This window comes from Sporosarcina cyprini (genome assembly GCF_022048975.1).
In the GTDB taxonomy this organism is placed as follows: Bacteria; Bacillota; Bacilli; order Bacillales_A; family Planococcaceae; genus Sporosarcina; species Sporosarcina cyprini.
In genome coordinates, this window is sequence record NZ_JAKMHX010000019.1 from 40,942 (window position 1) to 62,608 (window position 21,667).

Annotated in this window: 22 protein-coding genes; 20 read left to right on the forward strand and 2 right to left on the reverse strand. The window is 47.0% G+C overall.

Going from position 1 to position 21,667, the window contains the following annotated elements; genetic code table 11:
* The first annotated feature begins 7 nt into the window (after positions 1 to 7).
* The 9 genes from L7D49_RS06840 to L7D49_RS06880 all read left to right on the forward strand — a co-directional run bounded on the left by L7D49_RS06840 (position 8) and on the right by L7D49_RS06880 (position 9,670).
* On the forward strand, positions 8 to 943 hold the full coding sequence (locus L7D49_RS06840) for an ABC transporter permease (protein ID WP_238080098.1): 936 nt from the start codon (positions 8 to 10) through the stop codon (positions 941 to 943).
* Complete coding sequence (locus L7D49_RS06845) at positions 943 to 1,878, forward strand: ABC transporter permease (RefSeq protein WP_238080099.1); 936 nt, start codon at positions 943 to 945, stop codon at positions 1,876 to 1,878. The genes L7D49_RS06840 and L7D49_RS06845 overlap by 1 nt, the downstream gene beginning before the upstream one ends.
* 86 nt (positions 1,879 to 1,964) lie before the next feature.
* Positions 1,965 to 3,005 carry an ABC transporter ATP-binding protein gene (locus L7D49_RS06850; RefSeq protein ID WP_238080143.1) on the forward strand — a complete coding sequence of 347 codons (1,041 nt, stop codon included), beginning with the start codon at positions 1,965 to 1,967 and terminating at the stop codon, positions 3,003 to 3,005.
* Between the two features lie 59 nt (positions 3,006 to 3,064).
* The gene (locus L7D49_RS06855) at positions 3,065 to 4,732 is read left to right on the forward strand and encodes a peptide ABC transporter substrate-binding protein (protein WP_238080100.1); all 1,668 of its coding nucleotides are present in this window, start codon (positions 3,065 to 3,067) and stop codon (positions 4,730 to 4,732) included.
* A 281-nt stretch (positions 4,733 to 5,013) separates the two neighbouring features.
* Complete coding sequence (locus L7D49_RS06860; RefSeq protein WP_238080101.1) at positions 5,014 to 5,937, forward strand: S66 peptidase family protein; 924 nt, start codon at positions 5,014 to 5,016, stop codon at positions 5,935 to 5,937.
* 2 nt (positions 5,938 to 5,939) lie between these two features.
* Positions 5,940 to 7,046: a mandelate racemase/muconate lactonizing enzyme family protein gene (locus L7D49_RS06865; protein ID WP_238080102.1), complete on the forward strand. Its 1,107-nt coding sequence runs from the start codon at positions 5,940 to 5,942 to the stop codon at positions 7,044 to 7,046.
* On the forward strand, positions 7,046 to 7,990 hold the full coding sequence (locus tag L7D49_RS06870) for a C40 family peptidase (protein ID WP_238080103.1): 945 nt from the start codon (positions 7,046 to 7,048) through the stop codon (positions 7,988 to 7,990). The genes L7D49_RS06865 and L7D49_RS06870 overlap by 1 nt, the downstream gene beginning before the upstream one ends.
* Positions 7,987 to 9,003, forward strand: coding sequence for an ABC transporter ATP-binding protein (locus L7D49_RS06875; protein ID WP_238080104.1), 1,017 nt, complete (start codon positions 7,987 to 7,989; stop codon positions 9,001 to 9,003). The genes L7D49_RS06870 and L7D49_RS06875 overlap by 4 nt, the downstream gene beginning before the upstream one ends.
* Positions 9,004 to 9,193: 190 nt before the next feature.
* A complete protein-coding gene (locus L7D49_RS06880) occupies positions 9,194 to 9,670 on the forward strand; it encodes an acyl-CoA thioesterase (RefSeq protein ID WP_418895858.1) in 477 nt (158 codons plus the stop codon).
* Positions 9,671 to 9,734: 64 nt separating this feature from the next.
* Here the strand turns inward: L7D49_RS06880 and L7D49_RS06885 are convergent, their stop codons facing one another.
* The gene (locus tag L7D49_RS06885) at positions 9,735 to 10,940 is read right to left on the reverse strand and encodes a DUF418 domain-containing protein (protein ID WP_238080106.1); all 1,206 of its coding nucleotides are present in this window, start codon (positions 10,938 to 10,940) and stop codon (positions 9,735 to 9,737) included.
* Between the two features lie 165 nt (positions 10,941 to 11,105).
* Here L7D49_RS06885 and L7D49_RS06890 point away from each other — a divergent pair, with 165 nt between their 5' ends.
* The 3 genes from L7D49_RS06890 (at position 11,106) to L7D49_RS06900 (ending at position 14,519) form a co-directional block, all read left to right on the forward strand.
* Positions 11,106 to 11,795 (forward strand): response regulator transcription factor, encoded by a 690-nt coding sequence (locus tag L7D49_RS06890; protein WP_238080107.1) that lies wholly within the window; start codon positions 11,106 to 11,108, stop codon positions 11,793 to 11,795.
* A gap of 12 nt (positions 11,796 to 11,807) precedes the next feature.
* Positions 11,808 to 13,484, forward strand: coding sequence for a sensor histidine kinase (locus L7D49_RS06895; RefSeq protein WP_238080108.1), 1,677 nt, complete (start codon positions 11,808 to 11,810; stop codon positions 13,482 to 13,484).
* Positions 13,485 to 13,568: 84 nt separating this feature from the next.
* Positions 13,569 to 14,519 carry a hypothetical protein gene (locus L7D49_RS06900; protein ID WP_238080109.1) on the forward strand — a complete coding sequence of 317 codons (951 nt, stop codon included), beginning with the start codon at positions 13,569 to 13,571 and terminating at the stop codon, positions 14,517 to 14,519.
* Positions 14,520 to 14,551: 32 nt separating this feature from the next.
* Here the strand turns inward: L7D49_RS06900 and L7D49_RS06905 are convergent, their stop codons facing one another.
* Complete coding sequence (locus L7D49_RS06905; RefSeq protein WP_238080110.1) at positions 14,552 to 14,920, reverse strand: VOC family protein; 369 nt, start codon at positions 14,918 to 14,920, stop codon at positions 14,552 to 14,554.
* 439 nt (positions 14,921 to 15,359) lie between these two features.
* On the opposite strand from L7D49_RS06905, the gene L7D49_RS06910 reads away from it, so the two are divergent.
* The 8 genes from L7D49_RS06910 to L7D49_RS06945 all read left to right on the forward strand — a co-directional run bounded on the left by L7D49_RS06910 (position 15,360) and on the right by L7D49_RS06945 (position 21,648).
* Positions 15,360 to 16,145: a hypothetical protein gene (locus tag L7D49_RS06910; protein ID WP_238080111.1), complete on the forward strand. Its 786-nt coding sequence runs from the start codon at positions 15,360 to 15,362 to the stop codon at positions 16,143 to 16,145.
* Positions 16,146 to 16,147: 2 nt separating this feature from the next.
* Complete coding sequence (locus L7D49_RS06915) at positions 16,148 to 16,957, forward strand: hypothetical protein (RefSeq protein ID WP_238080112.1); 810 nt, start codon at positions 16,148 to 16,150, stop codon at positions 16,955 to 16,957.
* A complete protein-coding gene (locus L7D49_RS06920) occupies positions 16,954 to 17,322 on the forward strand; it encodes a GntR family transcriptional regulator (protein WP_238080113.1) in 369 nt (122 codons plus the stop codon). The genes L7D49_RS06915 and L7D49_RS06920 overlap by 4 nt, the downstream gene beginning before the upstream one ends.
* Complete coding sequence (locus L7D49_RS06925; protein WP_238080114.1) at positions 17,315 to 18,013, forward strand: ABC transporter ATP-binding protein; 699 nt, start codon at positions 17,315 to 17,317, stop codon at positions 18,011 to 18,013. Before L7D49_RS06920 ends, L7D49_RS06925 begins: the two co-directional genes overlap by 8 nt.
* 21 nt (positions 18,014 to 18,034) lie before the next feature.
* Positions 18,035 to 18,952: an ABC transporter ATP-binding protein gene (locus L7D49_RS06930; protein ID WP_238080115.1), complete on the forward strand. Its 918-nt coding sequence runs from the start codon at positions 18,035 to 18,037 to the stop codon at positions 18,950 to 18,952.
* On the forward strand, positions 18,921 to 19,916 hold the full coding sequence (locus tag L7D49_RS06935; RefSeq protein WP_238080116.1) for an ABC transporter permease: 996 nt from the start codon (positions 18,921 to 18,923) through the stop codon (positions 19,914 to 19,916). Before L7D49_RS06930 ends, L7D49_RS06935 begins: the two co-directional genes overlap by 32 nt.
* A 338-nt stretch (positions 19,917 to 20,254) precedes the next feature.
* The gene (locus tag L7D49_RS06940; protein WP_238080117.1) at positions 20,255 to 21,493 is read left to right on the forward strand and encodes a helix-turn-helix domain-containing protein; all 1,239 of its coding nucleotides are present in this window, start codon (positions 20,255 to 20,257) and stop codon (positions 21,491 to 21,493) included.
* Positions 21,490 to 21,648, forward strand: coding sequence for a hypothetical protein (locus tag L7D49_RS06945; RefSeq protein WP_238080118.1), 159 nt, complete (start codon positions 21,490 to 21,492; stop codon positions 21,646 to 21,648). Before L7D49_RS06940 ends, L7D49_RS06945 begins: the two co-directional genes overlap by 4 nt.
* Positions 21,649 to 21,667: the final 19 nt, after the last annotated feature.

The window sequence follows — 21,667 nt, forward strand, 5'->3', positions numbered from 1 at the left end:
ATGCCGCATGGCCATTTACATAGTGAAACGATTCTTCATGATGATTGCGACCATCCTCATCATTGCGACATTGACGTTTTTCTTAATGCATTCAATTCCTGGTTCGCCATTTGATGAAGAACGGACATCGAATCCGACCATCCAAGCGAACTTGGAGAAGTATTATAAATTAGACCAACCGACGCATATTCAGTATCTCTACTATTTAAAAGCGATCGTGACATTTGATTTCGGTCCTTCGATCAAGAAACCGAATGAGTCCGTCAATACACAGCTGGCCCGGGGATTCCCGATTTCTTTTGAACTGGGGATGGTGACGATACTCGTCGCCGTGCTGTCCGGAATCACATTAGGAACATTTGCCGCATTACGGCATAACGGCATTATTGATTATGGAGCGATGACATTCGCAGTCATCGGGATATCCGTACCAAATTTTGTATTAGCGACTCTTTTAATTCAGCAATTTGCAGTTAATTTACAGTGGCTGCCCCCAGCGACTTGGAGCAGTCCGAAGCATATGATATTACCGACATTGGCGCTGGCCACGGGCCCAACCGCCATTATCGCGAGGCTGACCCGGTCCAGTATGCTGGAAGTGCTGACGCAAGATTATATGAAAATGGCCCGCGCGAAAGGGTTGTCACCGTTTCGTATCGTATTCCGTCACGCCTTGCGCAATGCGCTTATGCCGATTGTCACGATCATGGGAACGATGCTTGCGGGCATTTTGACAGGAACATTTGTCATCGAGCGGATTTTCGCCATTCCGGGGATGGGGAAGTACTTCGTTGAAAGTATCAATAACCGTGATTATCCTGTCATTATGGGTTCGACGGTCTTCTATAGTGCCTTTCTCGTATTCATGCTCTTCCTCGTCGATATCGTGTACGGATTTCTGGATCCGCGCATTAAACTTCATCGGAAGGAGGGCGATGCCTAATGGTCAGCCATCAACCGCCACAAGCACAAGATGATTGGTTCAAACCGGTAGCAAAGGATGCGGAGAAGGCGGAATCAGTTGTCCGCCCTTCGTTATCTTATTGGCAAGACGCATGGCGCCGATTACGGCAAAATAAGCTGGCGATGAGCGGGTTATTCTTTCTTGTCTTGCTTGCTCTGTTTGCAATATTTGCGCCCATGCTATCGCCGCATGATATTACAACGACACAATATGCGAAACAGAATATGCCGCCTTCTTCAGAGCATTGGTTTGGGACAGATGATAAAGGATGGGATGTCTTTACCCGTACATGGTACGGCGCCAGGGTTTCTCTCTTTGTCGGGGTAGCAGCGGCCTTAATCGATTTCTTTATCGGCATTATTTATGGAGGCATCAGCGGCTATAAAGGCGGCCGTACCGATTCGGTCATGATGCGTATTATTGAAGTGCTTTACGGGCTGCCACACTTACTTGTCGTAATCCTGTTAATGGTCATTATGGGTTCAAGTTTGACGACCATTATTGTGGCGCTTACGATTACCGGCTGGGTTGGTATGGCGCGAATTGTCAGGGGACAAGTATTGCAAATTAAAAACTATGAATTTGTCACAGCTTCCAAGTCGTTTGGAGCCAGGACGCCGCGGATTATACGGCGCAATTTATTGCCGAATACGATGGGGCCGATTATCGTTCAAATGACTTTGACAGTACCAAGTGCCATCTTCGCGGAAGCGTTCCTCAGTTTCCTCGGACTTGGGATCTCGGCACCGTTCGCGAGCTGGGGCGTCATGGCGAACGATGCGTTGCCGGTCATTTTGTCCGGTCACTGGTGGAGATTATTCTTCCCTGCGTTTTTCATTTCAATGACGATGTTTGCATTTAACGTCCTCGGAGACGGTATGCAAGATGCACTCGATCCGAAACTGAGGAGGTGAATGGTTTGAATGAACAACAATTGGCGAATGCCAATGCACTTGTGAAAGAGCGACAAGAGGAAGTACCGTCTTTGCCAAAAGCGGTGATGACAGAGAAAAAAGTGGGACAGAAGCGCAAGCGTCAGCCGGATTATTCCGAAAAGGTGCTAGCTGTAGAGGATCTGCATGTTTCATTCAAGACATTCGGCGGTGAGGTCCAAGCGCTTCGTGGTGTTTCGTTTGATTTGTATAAAGGGGAAACGCTTGCTGTGGTCGGAGAATCCGGCTGCGGGAAAAGTGTGACGGCTAATACGATTATGGGTTTGATTCCCCAGCCGCCCGGCCGAATCAAAAGCGGGCGGATCTTGTTTAAAAACAAGGATTTGACGAAGTTGGACAAGGCGGCCATGCGGAAGGTGCAAGGCGTCGATATTTCGATGATATTCCAAGATCCGATGACTGCACTGAATCCCACTTTGAAAATTGGGGAACAGCTCACAGAAGGATTGCGTACACACCAAAACGTGAGCAAGGCGGAAGCGAGAAAGAAAGCGGTTGAATTGCTGGAAATCGTCGGCATTCCAAATCCGGAGGAACGATTGAAGCAATATCCACACCAATTTTCAGGGGGGATGCGGCAACGGATTGTCATTGCAATCGCATTGATCTGTGAACCGGAATTGTTAATTGCGGATGAACCGACAACTGCGCTAGACGTAACCATCCAAGCGCAAATCCTCGAATTATTCGATGAGATTCAGGCGAGGACAGGTGTTTCCATCATCTTGATCACACATGATCTCGGAGTTGTGGCGAAAATTGCAGATCGGATCGCCGTCATGTATGCCGGTAAAGTTATTGAAATCGGTGATAAACGGGAAGTGTTCTACTCTCCGCAGCATCCTTATACGAAAGGGCTGCTGGCCTCTGTCCCACGGCTTGACTTGAAAGAGGAGGAGCTGCAGCCGATTGAAGGAACGCCGCCGGATTTATTTGCACCGCCGATCGGTTGTCCGTTTGCCGCAAGATGTCCGTTCGCTATGGAAGTGTGCGAACGAGTATATCCCGGAACGACAGAGCTGTCGGAAACGCATAAAGTGGATTGCTGGTTGCAGGATGAACGGGCCAAACATGTTTTTCAAATGTAATGGTAGTACGCACGAAAGTGCTTGAATATGCTTAGACATACAAAAGGGGGGCTTTTGAAATGAAAAAGTGGTTAATGTTTTTGGCGATGGCCATGCTTGCGCTTGTTCTGGCGGCTTGTACGGCGAACAAGGAAGCGGGCAAGGAGCCAGAGAAGACGGATGGAAATACGTCTTCGACAGATGAAGGGAAAGACGGTTCAGGGGAAGAAGCATCTTCTGGCGACAAGGTTTTGTATTTGAACAACGGGCAAGAGCCGACATCTTTTGACCCATCCATTGGTTTTGATGCGGTGTCATGGAGTGCATTAAATAATATCATGGAAGGTTTAACACGTTTGGATGAAAATCACAAAGCCGTGGAAGCAACAGCTGAAAAAATTGATATCTCGGAAGATGGATTAACGTATACATTCCATATCCGTGATAATGCAAAATGGTCGAATGGAGATCCAGTCGTAGCGGGAGATTTCGTCTTTGCTTGGAAGCATATGTTGGATCAGGAAACAGCTTCACCAGCAGCGTTCCTTGCTTATTTCATTGAAGGAGCGGAAGCTTACAACAATGGCGAAGGATCTGCGGACGATATCGCGATCAAAGCTGAAGATGACAAAACATTTGTTGTAAAATTGTCTGCACCAAACGAAGCATTCTTGAACATTATTACGAATCCAAGTTTCTTCCCGATCAATGAAAAGGTTGCTACGGAAAATCCAGAGTGGCATACGAATGCAGCTACCTTCGTTGGCAACGGGCCATTCAAATTAACTTCATGGGATCACGATGTCAGCTTCGAATTCGAAAAGAATGAGAACTACTGGGATGCGGATGCTGTGAAATTGGATAAAGTTCACTGGGCAATGGTCAATGATTCCAACACAGAATATCAAATGTATCAATCTGGAGAGCTAGACTTATCTGGTGTTCCATCTGAACTAGCTGAGCAATTGAAAGACAGTGATGAGTTGGTAGTGGAAGACCAAGCAGGTTTGTACTTCTATCGCTTCAATACATCAATGGAGCCATTCACAAATGCGAAGATCCGCCGTGCATTCGCAATGGCAGTTGACCAAGAAGAAATCGTTCAATACGTAACGAAAAATGGTGAAAAACCAGCACACGGTTTTGTTGCATATGGTTTTATCGGTCCAGATGGCAAAGAATTCCGTGATACAGTAGGCGATCTTGTTTCCTATAATCCAGATGAAGCGAAAAAGCTTTTGGAAGAAGGAATGAAAGAGGAAGGCTATACAGAGCTTCCGAAAGTAACATTGACATACTCTACAAGTGAATCACACCAAAACATTGCGATCGCTCTACAGTCTAAATTCAAGGAAGTTTTGGGTGCAGACGTTGAATTGCAAAACGTTGAAGCAAAAGTATTCGCTTCAGAACAAAAAGAATTCAAATACCAATTGTCCCGTTCTTCATTCTTGCATGACTATGCAGATCCTGTGAACGCGCTTGAAAGCTTTATCACAGGTTCTTCTATGAACCGTACGACATGGTCTAATGCTGAGTATGACAAGTTAATCGAAGATATTAAAAACGAAACAGATGAAAACAAACGATGGGAATTATTGCAGGACGCGGATCGTCTTCTAATGGAAGAAATGCCGGTATTCCCACTATACTTCTACAACCAGACAACACTTGAAAAACCGGGCGTTTCCGGTATTCTGCGCCACCCAGTCGGCTACCTCGACTTGAAGTACGCGGATAAGAACTAATGCACAGTCGCGGTGTCCGTCATGGCGCCGCGATTTTGCCTTTTTTACTAAGGCTATTGTTGGGGATGGATGGGAATTAAGCTTACTCACTTTACGCGACTTTATGTACCGAGAGCAACAATTATAATGCCCGGCTGAATGGTAAGAGTAATCGCTGTACCTCCTGTATTTATTTCCGGGGAAATGTTGTTCGTCGGTCTTTAGATCTATGAAAGCAGGAACGGGTAGGAAAACATTCGATTAACAAGTTCATTTGATAGTAAAGCAAAGGAGATGGGATGATGAGAATTCGGCCAGAGAGGCTTCGGCGAGGAGATTTGGTGGGTATTGTGTCGCCATCTAGTCCGCCCAATCAGGAGAGTCTGCAACGTTCGCTCGCATTTTTGGATCATCTTGGCTTGCGGGTGAAGTTTGGCAAGCATGTGAATGATGTCTACGGTTATTTGGCAGGGTCGGATGATGATCGCATGGCCGATTTGCAGGATATGTTCGCAGATCCTGAAGTGAAAGGCATCATTTGCGCAGGCGGTGGATATGGATCCGCTCGGTACACAGATCGTCTGGATCTTCAATTGATCCGCGAAAATCCAAAGGTGTTCTGGGGGTTCAGCGATATTACGTTCCTCCATACGGCGATAGGCCTGTATTCTGATTTGGTGACTTTCCACGGTCCGATGCTCGCTTCTTGTGTCGGAAAGGATTCATTTCATCCGTTGTCTGCAAAAATGTTCGAGCAATTATTCGAGCCGATGGAGCTCCATTATACAGAGGAAATTTCGCCACTGGAGGCACTTCATCCAGGCGTTGCACAAGGTGAATTGGTTGGCGGCAATCTATCGCTTCTCTCCAATACAATCGGAACAAAGTTTGAAATTGATACGGCTGGCAAATTGCTCTTTATAGAAGATATCGGTGAAGAACCGTACCGCGTTGATGGTATGCTCAATCAATTGCGCATGGCCGGGAAGCTGTCGGATGCGGCAGGTATTGTTATTGGTGACTTTGCCGATGCCGAACCGAAAAAGGAGAAACCTTCCCTCTCGCTTGATGAAGTATTCCGCCATTACTTAGGTGGCTTAGGCAAGCCAGTTGTAAAAGGATTCAAAATCGGTCACTGTGAGCCGCATTTTGCGATTCCGCTCGGCACACTTGCAAAATTGGATGCCGACGCCAAAACATTAACTATTCTTCCGGGGGTGGAATAGGCATGAAGATTCAATCCATCGAAACATTTCCCGTCGCCGTTCCACTGACAAAGCCTTTTAAAACAGCTTTGCGCACTGTGACGACGGCACATTCTATCTTTGTGAAAGTAACTTGTGATAATGGCTCGGTCGGCTATGGGGAAGCCCCGCCGACCCATGTCATCACGGGCGATTCCACTGGGAGTGTTACATATGCCATTCAAGAAGTGATTGCCCCGCAGCTGATCGGGCAGGATATTCGCCAACGGGAGGAATTGTTCCTTAAATTGAAAAAGGCAATCGTGCGGAATACAAGTGCGAAGGCTGCCGTCGACATGGCTATTCATGATCTGCTTGGCCAGCTGGCGAATATGCCGCTCTATCAGTTGCTCGGCGGCTTTCGAAATGAAATTGAAACCGATTTTACAGTAAGTGTCAATGATCCAACCGAAATGGCAGAGGATGCTGCGGGGTACGTGGCAGACGGTTTTACTGTCTTGAAGGTGAAAGTTGGGATCGGTGATATTGCCGAGGATATCGAAAGGATCCGTGCTATTCGGGAGCGTGTTGGCCAGAAAGTGAAAATTAGGCTTGATGCCAATCAAGGATGGAAGCCGAAAGAAGCGGTACAGGCAATCGGCAGGATGGAAGACGCGGGGCTTGCAATCGAATTGATTGAACAACCGGTGCTGGCGGATGACGTGGAGGGGCTGCGTTATGTGACGGCGCACACACTGACGCCTATTATGGCGGATGAAAGTGTATTTACAGCAAAAGACGCGCTTCGAGTGTTGCAATTGGGCGCCGCCGATTTAATTAATATCAAGCTGATGAAGTCGGGTGGCATTCAGGAAGCGATGAAAATCAATGCGCTGGCCGAGACATTCGGAGTGGGATGCATGGTCGGCAGTATGATTGAAACGAAGCTTGGCATTACAGCGGCTGCACATTTTGCGGCGAGCCAGCCGAATATTACGCGCTTTGATTTTGATGCGCCGCTTATGCTGTCGAAGGATATTGTAGCAGGCGGCATCGAGTACGATGGAACAGTCATCCGGTTTGCGGAAGCGCCGGGGCTAGGACTGGATCAAGAGGGAATGGAATTGGTCAAGAAAGGGGAGGGTCAGTGATGGAACCGACAGTGAATATGTATCGGTGTGCCGTTCCGGTCGCCACGGTTTGGACAGCTCCGGAATCCGCACGCGAGTTGGATGCACCGGGTTTATCCAATCCAGTGCAATTGAATAAATGGCTGGAGAAGCTCCCGTACGAGGTGCGGCTGGATCTTTGCAACGGAAACCGCGTGCAGACGCAGTTGTTGTATGGCGAACCGGTCATCGTCGATGAAGTGGCGGGCGATTGGGCGAAAGTAATCGCGGTATGGCAGCCGTCCAAAAAAGATGAGAGGGGCTATCCGGGCTGGGTGCCGCTTGCGCAATTATCAAAAGCCGGGCCGCTTGAAGAAGCAGGCGGTTTCATTCGCATCAAGGCCGATAAGGCACAGCTTTGGGACGAAGATGGAACGCCATTTTCACTGATTCCCTTTAATGTGATTTTGCCAATTCTTGACGAAAGTGAAACACTCTATATTGTGGAAACTCCTGATGGAAAGAAGGCGGTCCGGAAAAAGGATGCGGCTCGAGCTGTCTCCGTCCATCAGTTTGAGAAGAAGTCAGCGGACGAGGCAGTGGAACTCGGTATGGGCTTTCTAGACCTTCCTTATTTCTGGGGAGGGATGTCTTCCTATGGCTATGACTGTTCAGGCTATACGTACAATATGTTGAAGGCGTGCGGCCATTTCATTCCTCGGGATGCAAGCGACCAAGCGAAGTCGGGCATCGAAGTGGCGATGGGAGAACCGGACAGCTGGAGAAAAGGCGATTTGCTGTTTTTTGCTAATGACGAAGGGACCGGCCCGGTTCGGCATGTCGGGTTTTATTACGGAGATGGCTTGCTGCTGCATTCCCCGTCTACCGGACAGTCCATTGAAGTGCTGCGGCTAAAAGGATCCAAATTAGAGCATGAGTTATGTGCAGTACGCCGGTATGGAACAAAAGAGGGGGACGTCCTATGAACAAAGAAGTGATTTTATCGGTTAATGATCTAAAGCGGCATTTTGATATGGGACGCGGCCAAACTTTAAAGGCTGTAGATGGAATTAGCTTTGATATTTATAAAGGCGAAACGTTCGGATTGGTCGGTGAGTCAGGTTGCGGTAAATCGACCGCGGGACGGACGATTCTTGGCTTGTACAATAAAACAGGCGGGGATGTGCTGTATGAAGGGCGAAGCGTCCATGACATGACCGAAAAGGAACGGTATCAATTTCTAAAGAAGGCACAGATGGTCTTCCAAGATCCTTATGCGTCATTGAATCCCCGCTCGACTGTATTTGAAATCATCGCCGAGCCGATGGAAATCCACGGGAAATATAAGACGAAGGCGGAAATGCGGGCACGTGTGAATGAATTGCTGGAAGACGTCGGATTAAATGCGGATCACGCTAACCGTTATCCGCATGAGTTCTCCGGCGGACAGCGCCAGCGTATCGGGATTGCCCGCTCCCTTGCCCTTGATCCGGAATTTATTATTGCGGACGAGCCGATATCTGCACTCGATGTATCTGTTCAGGCCCAAGTGGTAAAGCTGTTGCAGCGATTGCAGCGAGAAAAAGGGTTAACGTATTTATTTATCGCCCACGACCTGTCCATGGTTAAATATATTTCCAACCGGATCGGCGTCATGTATTTGGGGCATATGGTGGAACTGACGACAAGTGCGAGATTGTATGAGAAGCCGCTTCATCCGTACACTGAAGCGCTGCTGTCGGCCATCCCGATTCCGGATCCCGATATTGAGGAATCCCGGGAACGGATCATTTTGCAAGGGGAATTGCCAAGTCCCATTGATCCGCCATCCGGCTGTGTATTCCGGACAAGATGTCCATATGCTATGCCGGTTTGCGCTGAACTAAAACCGAAATGGCTGGAAAAAGAAGACGACCACTTCGTTGCTTGCCATTTACATGACGAGGAAGTGATGAAGCGTCCGGATGCAGTTCCAGGTGCTTTAGAGGTTACTACGTAAGAAAGCATATACAAGAAGGCGGGGAGATACATTTCCCCCGCTTTTTTGCGTTTCTATCAGCCGTCTGTTTTTTCAAAATGCGCAGTTGATTGAAAAATGGGAAGCGCGCGGATTATTGCGTATGCATTAAAATAGCGAGTAGGGAAGAGTATACTATATAGATGAGTAAGTAGAGAGAGGAAGAGGTATGATGTTAGATGCTAGACCAATGAGCCACTCGCGCACGATCCAGACAAAACTGGTGCTGCCTCCCGATACAAATCACCTGCAGACGATCTTTGGCGGACAAGTTCTAGCCTATATTGATGAAATTGCAGCGATTACCGCTATGAAGCATGCCAATTCGGCCGTTGTAACAGCTTCCATCGACTCTGTCGATTTTGTTTCTTCCGCTACAGTCGGCGATGTCCTTGAACTGGAGGCGGTCGTCAGCTCCACTGGCCGTACGTCAATGGAAGTATTTGTTTCCGTGCATTCCGTTGATTTATTGTCAGGCGAACGGAAATTGACGACGGAATCGTTTTTAACGATGGTGGCAATGGATGCAGATAATGAACCGACCCCTGTGCAGGGCGTTTATCCGGAAACCGAAGCAGAAAAACGGCTATTTGAAACGGGCCCGGCCCGCCGCGAGCACCGTAAATTGCGCCGCGAAATCAAACACTAATGAAAAGACAGCCTTTGCGGCTGTCTTTTTTGTATGATGTTATCGCCTCAGGTGGTTGACCTCTTTACATAGCATGCGCTTCGATATCTTTTTTCTTCTTGTCTTTCTTCGGCTTCACTTGCCCATTCCAAGAGAAATTTGTCCACATGCGGAGAATGAATTCCAATGGCCCACGTTGGAAACGTTTTAAATAGAAAGAACTTGCTGTACATTGCAATACAAACACACCGAGCCCTAGCAATAAACCGCCCGCTGTTCCAAGTTTGCCGAAAAGCCCAAGGCCGTAACCATAAAATATTGTTGTACATATGACCGTCTGCATCATGTAGTTGGTTAACGATAGTTTGCCGACACTTTCAAAAGCACGCATGGCGACAGATTCCATGAATTTCGTGTAGAGCCAAGCGAATGCGAAAATATAACCGACGGCCAGAAGCGGCGCTCCTGCTCCAATTAAGAAGTCAGTCCATCCAGTAGAAGGGGCCAGTTCGAAGATCGCCTTCATGGCAATGCCGATTGGCACTAAGATCACCGTACCTATGCGATACAGCTTCTTCTCCTGCACAGGATTGGAAAAGAAGTTGATGCGAGCTGCATACATTCCAAACAGAAAAAGAGGGGCAGTTGCAATCGGTGCTAATACAAGCATCACTATAACGAGTGCATCCGGCATGTTTTCAAAAGGATCGGCATTGTTCCGGTGGTGCTTGATTTCCGAGTAAGTACCATTCGCATACACATCATTTGTTTTTTTAATATACGCAGGGGACGCCATGAATTCTTCTTCTGGTGCGCTTTCCCCGCTAAAGCCGGCGCCGATCAGCATGAATGACGTTGTTAAGACAGTCAGTAAAATAGCCCATACCAAAATCGTTTTCGTCTTACGGTTCACAAACAAGAGAAGGAAAAAGCCCATGAGCCCGTAGAATAATAAAATATCCCCTTCCCAAAGGAAAGTAGCGTGAGCCCAGCCGATAACCGCTAACAACAGGAAGCGTCGCGCAAAATAACGTTTCACTTTCAAACCTCTTTGGCGAAGCCCTTCCGCCATTTTTATCATGGAATAGCCAAAGAGAAAGGTGAAGATGGGCATGAAGCTTCCTTCGATGAATACTTTCGTAAAGAAGTGGGCTCCTTGATTGATGCCTGTGAGATCCAACTCCTCTTTTCCCCACATCCCATATTGGAAGATAAGCAAGTTGGCTAATAATATGCCAAAGAGGCTGAGACCCCTCATCCCATCAATTAACTGGATTCTCTTTTGATTCATTTGATTCGACACCTTTCCTAATTTGTCTCTAGTCATACCTGGGATTGTCATCGTAACGCAGTTCCGATATGGTAGAATCATGAATTCTTAGTCTAGTATGTTCTATGAAACTTAATTACATATAAAAGGAACCTTATCGGAATCTTAATTTTTAGGGGGATGGCAATGGAAGAGGCGAAAATTCTTGTTGTCGATGATGAACAGGCAATCGGGGATATGGTGGAAATCATTTTGCGGAAAGAAGGTTTTGCTTTCATTGATGTATGTACGTCATACAGGGAAGCGGAGCTGCAGCTGTTGAAAGAGGACTATGATTTCTTCATTTTAGATATAATGTTGCCGGATGGCACAGGGCTGGAACTTGCGTCAACGATCAGAAAGCGTTCGACTGCCCCCATCTTCTTCTTGACTGCCAAAGCGGCAGATGCGGATATTTTACGGGGCTTTATGCACGGAGCAGACGATTACATTACAAAACCGTTTAATCCGATGGAACTGGCGGCGCGGGTTAAAGTCCAAACGGCTCGATATATGGCCACTCTCCATGCTAAGAGGAAAGTATTTGAAGTTGGGGAGTTCCTATTGGATGTGGAAGGAGCGGCTTTGATGGTACGAGGCGAGGCAGTCACCTTAACGCAGAAGCAATTTCAGTTGCTTGAACTGTTTTGCCAGCACCCGAACCAAGTCCTTTCCAAGGAGCAATTGTATGAACACGTTTGGGGATATGACGGGTTTGTAGATGACAACACCATTATGGTTCATATCCGTAAGTTGCGAGAGAAGCTGGAAGTGGATCCGAGCCGTCCCAAGTATATTGTGACTGTCCGCGGTATCGGCTACAAGCTGCAAGTATGAGGGGGCTCTAAGATGAAATTATCGAATAAGATGACATTCCGCTTCATAATTTACTTTCTTGCGTTTTATGGAATACTGTTTATCGGCACTGCCATCATGTTTGGCGTTTTCATTTTTCAAATGATGAAAGGGTTTTATTACCATGACATACGGGTGCTGGAGCGAAGTGAAATGGAGTGGGCGGTGATCCATGATGAAAAGGGCATCAGTCCATCGGATGCTCTGTTAGACATTGCAGAACGGAGCGGAGGCATCGTCCAGATTCTCGATCCAGACGGAACTGTTTTGGCGTCATCGAAAGACGGAATTCTACCAGATTCTTATGGAATAAATGAACTGAAGACGTTGGCGGAGCAAAAGGGAATCCGCACGTGGACGTTGGAAGATGGACATATTTTGTTGTTTGAAGAATACACGGAAACGGATGTCCTGTTGGCAGAGTTGGAGAGGAAACCTCATTTTCCTGATTTGACCGAAACAGACCTACAAATGTTGGAGAGGAAAGGAGCTGTTTTTGAACTGTTCTCCGAAACGGGAGAATTGTTGAATTCCACATCTACCTCCGGCTCGAAACCTTTACAGGCAACGGATTTACTGAAATCCAACTCATCTGTGAATGAAAGAAAGGAACTGTTATCATCGACGCCCGTACAAGGTGGAAACATAGCCGTCATCCGGATGGACAACCCTTATTATCAAGCACTCGATTCGCTCGATAAGCAGCTATTAATATCTTTCTCGAAGTGGTTTGTTCTCTACCATTTGATTTTGCTCTTCGTAACTCTCGGGTTCTCCTTATGGATTGGCCGCAGGTTCGGAAAGCCGGTTTTTTATTTCCTGAGATGGATGGAACGCTTATCGAAGAAGGATTATAAGCGGCCAGAAGACCGTAAAATCCGTCGGCAGAAGGACGATAGGCTGAAAAGGAAGTATCGGATTTACGAGGATGTGGATTTGTCACTTACCCGATTGGCTTCAAATTTAAAGGAAAACGAACGGACGATCAACCGGACGGAAAAGCTGCGGGAAGATTGGATTACGGGCCTTTCCCACGATTTGAAAACGCCGTTAAGCTCTATTTACGGGTATGCGATCATGCTGGAATCCAATCATCAATGGTCCTCAGAAGAGGTAAGAGGATTTGCCAAAACGATGATGGAGAAGGCAGGCTATATGGATGCTCTCATCAATGATTTGACCTATACCTACCAGCTGAAAAATGATGGCGTCCAATTGGAGCTGAAAAACATGGAGCTGCATGAATATATTAGCCGGTATGTGGAGCGGCGGGATTGGCAAAACCCAATTGTCATTGAGGGAGAGAAGAAAGGGCATGTACTCATTGATCCCTCCCGCTTCGAGAGGGTATTGGATAATCTTATCGGCAATGCGAGTAAGCATAATCCGCCGGAAACAACCATTCATCTCCAACTCGCAACTCAACAGGAGTGGATGGAATTAGTGATTCGGGATGAAGGATCTGGAATTCCCCCAGAAGTGATCGATCATTTGTTTAACCGCTATTACCGAGGAACGAATACGACGACAGACGAATCCGGTACGGGTCTCGGGTTAACGATCGCGAAGCAATTGATTGAAGCACATGGAGGAGAGGTGCAGGTGTTTTCTTCGTCAAAGGGGACGGAAATCGTCATTCGGCTGCCGCTGCAAAAAATGCAGCAAATGTAGCTGTGGAATGGCAGCAGCCGAAACTTCTAATTGTGAAACTTTTCCTTTATTCTTTCGTAAATAGGAGAAAGGAGTGTGCGGGCTATGCGAAATTCAATACAAGAGCGGCAAATGGAGCTAACGATGCGCCGGAACGAGCGAAACCGGGTGGTCAGAAGGCTGGATAGTGCGGAATCACAGCTGAAAGAGGCCATCCGGCTACGAGACCGATTGCAACGGCAGTTGTCGAAGGAGCAACAGGACGTCATCAAGCTTGGGAAGTTCTCGTTTGCGAATAAAATAAAAGAATGGTCGGGCAAATGGGATGCCCAAATGGAGAAAGAAATTAATGAAGTGGCGGAGGCGGAGCTGAAATACAATGAAGCTGTGAAAACAGTGACGGATTTGGAAGCCGAAGTGGCCCGGCTCCGGGAGCAGGCGAATCAATCGAATTTTGCTTTTGTCGAAGAAGACTGGGCTGATTTTATTAAGGAAAAAGAAACATGGATCCGTCAAAATGATACGAATGCCAACCGGACGCTTCAAAAAATAGCAGATGATCGGGTGCGTGTCCGTTCCATGATCCGGGAAATTGATGAGGCGCATGAGGCGGGAGAGAAAGCTCTGCGTGCACTCGACAAAGCGCTGGATAAACTGGGCAACGCAGAGGGCCTGTCCATGTGGGATACGTTCTTGGGCGGCGGCCTGATCGTCAGCGCTTTGAAATACTCTGAAATGGATGGCTCGGATGATTTAGTGCACCGCGCTCAACGGGCTTTGCGCCACTATGAAACGGAGCTGATGGACGTCCAGAACATCGCAACAGAATCATTCAAAGTGAATCAAAATGATATCTTTACCTTCACAGATATTTTCTTTGATAATATCTTTTCGGACTGGATGGTGCATTCACGCATTTCTGACGCGAAAAGCAAGCTGAATGCTGTATTGCAGGATGTGCGCCGCGTGCAAACCCAGTTAGGGAGAAAGCGTGACGAATCAGCTGAAGAACTACGCCGCCTGGACGAACAGGAGAGAGCCATCATCGAAGCATAAAGGAGGCCGCCTGATGTAGGGCGGCCTGTTCATTAATCAAACTCTAGAAATTCAATGCGGTTACCGAACGGATCCTCCGTGAAGAAACGGGAACGCCCTTCAATGGGCGGCTCCTCCTTTACAGGACAACCGGCTTCCTGTAAGCGGGCACGCAACTCATCCAGCGCACGGACGGTAAAACCGGGATGCGCTTTTTGTGCCGGCATAAAATTCTCCTGTATGCCAACATGAACTTCCTGCGAACCGCAGCGGAACCAACACCCGCCCCGCCCTTGCAAATTAGAAGGCTTCGGAATTTCCTCCATGCCAAGCAGGTTGCCATAAAAGTGACGCGCCTTCTCCTCTGACTGGGGCGGAGCCGCCAGCTGCACATGATCAATCCCCAACAAAAACGAACGCATTTCCATCCACTCCTCTCTTCCTATCCTCAGTGTACGAGAGCCGACAAGGGAATGCCATGTCCGGTTTCGAATGGTTGTTCATAAGTAAAATGAATGATGATTTTTGATTCTTATAAGGGTGAAGAACAGGTAGAGAGGAGTGACCGATCCCTTTCTCTAGGTCATCGGTCAGTTTTCGTGAGTTATCGATCAACTCGTTTTTTATCAATTACTTGGGGGAGGTTCATCGGTCATTTCAATAAGTTTATCGATTACAATCACCTAGTTATCGGTCATCCGCATCAGTATCAGTTACTTCCCCGAAGGCTTTGTTATCCTCCTCTCAAACTTCTTTCGTTCAATTCGCCATTTCTAAAATAAATTTATGGTATCTCTTTACATATCAAATACATATAGTGTACTATGTAACTAATACACCGGTACAGAAGGAGAGAAAGGTATGAAGCAGTGGAATGGTTTGTTGCTGAGAGAGTGGTTGCCCATTAAGTGGCAGATGATTGGGAGTTTTATTCTATTCGGCCTGGGGCTTGTCGGCTTGCCGCTGTTTGTCAGTACTTTTGTAGAGGGCTTCAAGGTCAACTCATTTGAGATTGCGACCGTTCTTTGTTTTGTATGGGCGGCGTTTAGTGTGTTCGTTCCACTTTTCACTTTTTTCATGTTGTTTTATCGTGACATGAAGAAACCGGATTTGTGGCTTCATTCCACCGCCTCCATTTATCAGCTGGTCGGTGTGAAGATGGTGGTTGCTATACTGGTTGGACTCGCCAGTTTGCTTTTGTCGGTCGTTGTTGTGGCCATATGGTATGTATTGACCAATCAGCCGTTTATTGTGTTTGATGAGCTGTTATTTTACGGCAGTCTTTTCATCTCAGCTGTCTTTCTCGGTTCAATTTGTCTGTTGCTTGTCGGGTTTTTCTTCGTTGTGCTGGATCAATTGATGAAGCCGTTTGTCAAAGGATTTTCCATTGTGATTACGCTATTGCTGTTCATTTTGTCCGTGCGTCTTCATTCCATTTTTGTTTCTTCCCGGTTTTATGAGATGTTTATTCTTCAAGGAAAGCTGGACATGATGGATTTCAAAAATCAACAGATTGACTTGCAGGAATCCTATTTTGAAATAACCGGCACGACGTTTTACATCGGGGAATGGGTGTTTGACTTCGCTTGTCTACTTGTATTCTTCATCGTCGGAGCCATGTTGCTTGAAAAGAAAGTGAGGCGATGAGCATGGGCGTGTCAGCAGGTCTGCTGTATAAAGAATGGATGCAGTCCCGGTGGATTGCCATCAGTTTCCTTGTCGTCAATATCGCCATTGGCGCGTTCAGCTACGCACCTCTCTATAGCAATCCTCGATTGGATACGGTGCTAGAGATTAAGGATATGACCGGTATGTGGTTTGCCATTCATATGTTTATCATGGCCTTTTTATTAATTAGCAGTGTGAATCAAGAATTTCTTCATCTGGATTTATGGCTTCATACCAAGATGTCTCTTTTCAGGCTCGTTGGAATGAAGGCGGTGCTCGCCATTCTCATTACACTCTGTTCGCTCATCTTGTGCTCCCTGATGACGGGGCTTGTATATTACATGAGTCATCCATCTGAATCAATTTCGATTGGAACAGCATTGTATGTTGCGGCGGGTGTCATTGTAACACTCTTGATCAATGCGGTGTTCATCATGGCGGTCAGCTTCTTTTTCTGGTCGTTCTTCCAGATGGTGAAGAGCGAGTTGGTATCCGGAGTGGTTGCCTCTGTGATGACCGCTTTTCTGGGGGTCGGGGCCATTCTTTCGTGGGGAGCAATTTATTTTAGTACACCTTTCCAACGGCTCCGTGAGGCAATGCCCCTTATGGATTCGAAGTTTGGCATAAATAATCTGACGTTCATGGAGTACCGTCATTTCATTTTAACGGCACTAATACCGGAAAGTGCGTTTGTCACAGGCGGGGGTTTGCTGCTATATGGCTTCTTTTCATTGTTATTATTTATGGCTGCAGTTTTCATGCTTAGCCGGAAAGTGAGGAACGGACGATGAGCATTGAATTTACACCGGATAAGCCGATCTACCAACAGCTCATCGATCGCATTTTAGGGGACATCATTCGGGGCGATTTGGCAACAGGCGAGAAGCTGCCATCCGTTCGGGAATACGCTGTTGAGGCGGGTGTAAACGCGAATACGATGCAACGTGTGTATAAGGAGTTGGAGCAGATGGAAATCACGGAAACGAGAAGGGGGCAGGGTTCGTTCGTGACAGAAAATGAAGAGAGGATTGCAGCTCTCCGCCATGAGATGAAGGAGCAGCTGGTCACGACCTTCCTTATAAGCGTGGAGGCGTTTGGGTTTACGAGAGATGAGATGGTGAAAGTACTGATAGAACGGAGTGGCTCCAATGATTAAGTTACAGGGCATTTCGAAAAAGTATGGCGGCAAACGGGTACTCGATCAAGTGTCATTGGAACTGCCGCAAGGAAAAATTATCGGCCTCGTCGGGGAAAATGGGAGCGGCAAGTCGACGATGTTAAAAGTGATTGCGGGATTGCTGACTCCCGATGAGGGAAAGGCGACGTTTAATGGGGAACCGATTACGAGAAATATTGCCGCTCATTTAGCGTATATGTCGGATACGGATGCGTTTTATCCCTATTTTAAAGTCGGCCAGCTGTTTGACTATTACGCTTCCCAGTTCGAGGATTTTGATTTGATCAAAGCAAAAGAGATCGCGCAGTTTTTGAATATTTCTTTGGATGCCCGAATGAAAAACTTGTCCAAGGGGAATCGAGGGCGAGTGAAGATTGCGGTGACTCTTGGAAGGGATGCGGACTATTATTTGCTCGACGAACCGTTTTCGGGGCTCGATCCAATGGTGCGGGAAGATATTGCAAAAGGGCTAATCCGTTTTACAGATCCGGAGCGCCAAACCGTGTTGATGTCCACGCATGAAATAAAAGAAGTGGAACCGCTGCTAGACGAAATTATCGTGCTGCGCCATGGAAAAATCATTGCTCAGGAGCCAATCGACGATATCCGTGATATTCATGGAGTGGATGCGACAAGCTGGATGGTGTCCTTGTTTAAAGAAAAAGCGTAAGGAAAGGAAGTGGATATTGAAATGAAACCAATCGTGGAATTGAAAAACCTATCCAAATCGATCGGCGGTAAGCTGTTGATTGATAATTTGAATCTATCATTATATCCGGGCCAAATCACGGGGTTTCTCGGCCCGAATGGAGCGGGGAAAACAACGACAATCCGGATGATGGTAGGACTCATGAAGCCGTCGGGCGGCGATGTTATCATTGACGGCGTCTCGCTTCGGGACAATTTTGAAGAAGGCATGTCCAAAGTGGGGGTCATTGTTGAAAATCCGGAGATGTACAAATACATGACCGGCTATAAGAATCTGTTGCACTTCGCCCGTATGCATAAAGGAGTGACGAAGGAGCGCATCGACGAAGTCGTCCGGCAAGTAGGAATGCAAAACCGGATTCATGAGAAGGTGGGTACGTATTCACTCGGAATGCGGCAGCGGCTTGGACTTGCGCAGGCGTTGTTACACCGGCCAAAGTTTTTGATTTTGGATGAACCGACAAACGGTCTGGACCCGGCAGGCATCCGGGAATTCCGTACGTATTTGCGACGGATAGCGGAAACAGAAGGCGTCTCGGTCTTCGTATCGAGCCATATGTTGTCGGAAATTGAACTGATGTGTGATCGGATTGCGGTCATTCAAAATGGTAAACTGATCGATATTCGCGAAATGTCAGAGACACAGGGATCGTTTTATTATGTGGAAGCGTCGCCAGCCGAGCGGGTGGACACTTTGCTTGCCGCTCAAGACTTTACGGTCGAACGGTTTAAGGATGGGTTCATTGTCAATGCGGAGCAAGCGCAAATTCCGGGCCTCGTCCGGTCAATGATTGCGGAAGGCTTAGAGATATTTGCTATCCAGCCGCATAAGAGAACGCTCGAAGATGAGTTTTTGGAAATGACGGGAGGTGGCCAAATTGCTGAAACTCTTACAAAATGAATGGATGAAATTGTGGCATAAAAAAGGGACGTGGGTTATGGTCGCCCTGTTGGTTGTATTAACGGCAGGAATGATGGGGCTGACGAAATGGATTGATACGCAGCGGACGGATTCAATGAAACAAGTTGGCAATGCTTCCGTTGAAGTATCAGTCGGCGAGCAAGCAGATTGGAAGGCCAGTATGGAAGGTGAGCTGGCGGGAGTCCGTGCACAACTGGCAGATACGTCATTGACGAAATCCGAAAGAAAAGAATTGGAAGGCGAAGAAAAAGTGCTGGATTACCGCCTGTCCAACTCGATTGAACCATTGGATCAGTTTAGCCGGGAGGCCATGATCATGGATCCGTCTGGCATTTCAGGAACAGTTCTATTGCTGGCGGTTATCGTGGCTGCGGGTATAGTGGCTGCCGAGTTTTCTCAGGGAACCGTCAAAATGTTGTTGACGCGTCCAGTGAAACGGTGGAAAATCCTTACTTCGAAGTTCATCGCGGTCAACTTATTCGGAATTCTGCTTATGTTGATTGGCTATATCGTGCTCGTCGCGTTGGCGTTCATCTTATTCAAGTCGGGTGACGGCCAATATCTCGTTTGGAATGGTAAAGAAGTGGTGGAAGGCTCTATTTGGGGTAAAAGCTTTTACATGTTGCTCTTATCGTTCGGCAGTGTGTTTGTAACGTCGGCATTTGCCTTTACGATTGGCAGTGTGTTCCGTTCCAGTTCACTCGCAATCGGGTTGTCGCTGTTCATTTATTTCATGGGTTCAACCGTTACGATGCTGCTTTCTCGCTATGAAGTAGCCAAATATATTTTATTCACCCATATGGATTTGACGCAGTACGAAACAGGCTATCAGATGGTAGAGGGCATCTCACTGCCATTCTCGCTGGCTGTCCTCGCAGTGTACGTTGTTGTATTCCTTGTTATCAGTTACACGACGTTTGTCCAGCGGGACGTGAAAGCTTAACAGGTAACGCACCGGCAACCAGTTTGCCGGTGTTTTTTGCGCTCGCGGGGGCAATTAGACCTGCAACAGACGACATGCCTTGCCGAATTTCGTGGGGATTTTCCCAATTTCGCAAACGCTCATTGTTTGGTACAGTGAAAGAGCAAGGAAGGCAGCAAGCACCTCGATAAATTTTACAGCGGATTCACGTCCATGGTGGGTTAGCCTAAACAATTGTCGCCATCGGACATACTATAGGAATCATGAGCAGAACAGTCCTCACTCCCCTGGGACTGTTTTCTCATGTATATCCCCTATATTCTGTGTTAGGTTTGATTAAAAAGCGAGGGGTGTGTCGAATGAATGTCGGGTCCATTGTGAAGTACTACCGCATGAAGAATAATTTGACCCAGGCGGAGCTATGCGAGGGAATTTGTTCGATTTCCCATCTGAGCAAGATTGAATCAAACAAATACGTTCCGCACGAAGAGACATTGGACGAGCTGTTTGCCCGGATGAATGTCGAATGGAATCAAGAACTAGATGTCTACCATACATATCGAGAAAAACTGGAGAAGTTCATTACCTATTCGGTGTACTATGATTTGAAATCAATGGAAGTGCTTTATGAGGAGCTGGAGCAGAAGAAGGATTATTTGCAGTCGACCGATCTCGTCAACCGCTATGAGTTGTACAAGCTTCGGTTTTATTTGATTCAGCAGGATCGCCAAAAAGCGACGCAGCAAATGCAAATATTGTCCAGGCTCGATCAGACGTTTGATGAATATGAGCGGGGCGCAGCAAAAGTCTTTTACTTTATTTATTATGTGTTTGTTCAGGAAGAAGCGAAAGCACGGGAAATTGCAGGGCGGCTTGAGGATCGGAATGGGCGAGTTCCGCAATTGTTCGAAGGTGAGTTTTATTATCAGAATGCCTGGCTCATGCAACGGAACACCGAATACGGCCAATCGTCCTACTTTGCCGAACTGGCCATCAATCAATTCCAGAAGGACTGCAATTACTTGCGTCTCATGCATGCCCAAATGCTTCAGGCTGTCAATTTTGCAAATCGTGATTTGTTTTTGCAGGCAGAGGAATTGTTTAAGACGCTTTTGCGGAACGCCCGTCTTATGGATGAAGCCTCTTTGTATGAAGGGGTGCTCTATAATTATTCAATGCTCCAGAATAGAAGAGGGCATCATAATTCGGCCTATATGCTGTTGAAGGAATTAAAATCCTTGATGACACCGGAAGAACCGCTTTATACATCCGTCCTCATTCATATGCTGCAGACAGCCTCCGAGGAAGGGCTTGAAATGGATCACCTGCTTGAGGAATTAGAGGTGCTCGCGCGGGGGAAGGATGACCCATATATAGCGATACAGCTGACGTACTTTCGAAAGAAGAAATTTTCCCAACATGATCTTTTTGACTATTGTGAACAAATAGCATTCCCTTTTTTAAAAGAACATGGTTACATAGGAGAAGCAAGACGGTTTGCTTGGCGGCTCGCCAACTACCACCGCTCCATCGGCAACTTTGAAAAGGCCGATGCGTATGCGATTTACTTTTACGAGAAAGGAGAGAAGATGACATGAAACGGAAATGGTATGTAGCGTTCTTGGCAGTATTGTTTTTAGCATTTGTCGGCGCTGGAAACGCATCTGCGGCGATTCAAGTGAACGATGAAATGTCTACCTTTGCAAAGGGGAATGAAAATCTGCATCCGCCCGATGTAATGCCGCCACAATGATGATAGAGGATAAACCCTG

Bases quoted from the DNA above. Each gene is read 5' to 3' on its own strand.
- L7D49_RS06840 (WP_238080098.1), top strand. From the start codon at position 8: ATGGCCATTTACATAGTGAAACGATTCTTCATGATGATTGCGACCATC.
- L7D49_RS06845 (WP_238080099.1), top strand. From the start codon at position 943: ATGGTCAGCCATCAACCGCCACAAGCACAAGATGATTGGTTCAAACCG.
- L7D49_RS06850 (WP_238080143.1), top strand. From the start codon at position 1,965: ATGACAGAGAAAAAAGTGGGACAGAAGCGCAAGCGTCAGCCGGATTAT.
- L7D49_RS06855 (WP_238080100.1), top strand. From the start codon at position 3,065: ATGAAAAAGTGGTTAATGTTTTTGGCGATGGCCATGCTTGCGCTTGTT.
- L7D49_RS06860 (WP_238080101.1), top strand. From the start codon at position 5,014: ATGAGAATTCGGCCAGAGAGGCTTCGGCGAGGAGATTTGGTGGGTATT.
- L7D49_RS06865 (WP_238080102.1), top strand. From the start codon at position 5,940: ATGAAGATTCAATCCATCGAAACATTTCCCGTCGCCGTTCCACTGACA.
- L7D49_RS06870 (WP_238080103.1), top strand. From the start codon at position 7,046: ATGGAACCGACAGTGAATATGTATCGGTGTGCCGTTCCGGTCGCCACG.
- L7D49_RS06875 (WP_238080104.1), top strand. From the start codon at position 7,987: ATGAACAAAGAAGTGATTTTATCGGTTAATGATCTAAAGCGGCATTTT.
- L7D49_RS06880 (WP_418895858.1), top strand. From the start codon at position 9,194: ATGTTAGATGCTAGACCAATGAGCCACTCGCGCACGATCCAGACAAAA.
- L7D49_RS06885 (WP_238080106.1), bottom strand. From the start codon at position 10,940: ATGAATCAAAAGAGAATCCAGTTAATTGATGGGATGAGGGGTCTCAGC.
- L7D49_RS06890 (WP_238080107.1), top strand. From the start codon at position 11,106: ATGGAAGAGGCGAAAATTCTTGTTGTCGATGATGAACAGGCAATCGGG.
- L7D49_RS06895 (WP_238080108.1), top strand. From the start codon at position 11,808: ATGAAATTATCGAATAAGATGACATTCCGCTTCATAATTTACTTTCTT.
- L7D49_RS06900 (WP_238080109.1), top strand. From the start codon at position 13,569: ATGCGAAATTCAATACAAGAGCGGCAAATGGAGCTAACGATGCGCCGG.
- L7D49_RS06905 (WP_238080110.1), bottom strand. From the start codon at position 14,920: ATGCGTTCGTTTTTGTTGGGGATTGATCATGTGCAGCTGGCGGCTCCG.
- L7D49_RS06910 (WP_238080111.1), top strand. From the start codon at position 15,360: ATGAAGCAGTGGAATGGTTTGTTGCTGAGAGAGTGGTTGCCCATTAAG.
- L7D49_RS06915 (WP_238080112.1), top strand. From the start codon at position 16,148: ATGGGCGTGTCAGCAGGTCTGCTGTATAAAGAATGGATGCAGTCCCGG.
- L7D49_RS06920 (WP_238080113.1), top strand. From the start codon at position 16,954: ATGAGCATTGAATTTACACCGGATAAGCCGATCTACCAACAGCTCATC.
- L7D49_RS06925 (WP_238080114.1), top strand. From the start codon at position 17,315: ATGATTAAGTTACAGGGCATTTCGAAAAAGTATGGCGGCAAACGGGTA.
- L7D49_RS06930 (WP_238080115.1), top strand. From the start codon at position 18,035: ATGAAACCAATCGTGGAATTGAAAAACCTATCCAAATCGATCGGCGGT.
- L7D49_RS06940 (WP_238080117.1), top strand. From the start codon at position 20,255: ATGAATGTCGGGTCCATTGTGAAGTACTACCGCATGAAGAATAATTTG.
- L7D49_RS06945 (WP_238080118.1), top strand. From the start codon at position 21,490: ATGAAACGGAAATGGTATGTAGCGTTCTTGGCAGTATTGTTTTTAGCA.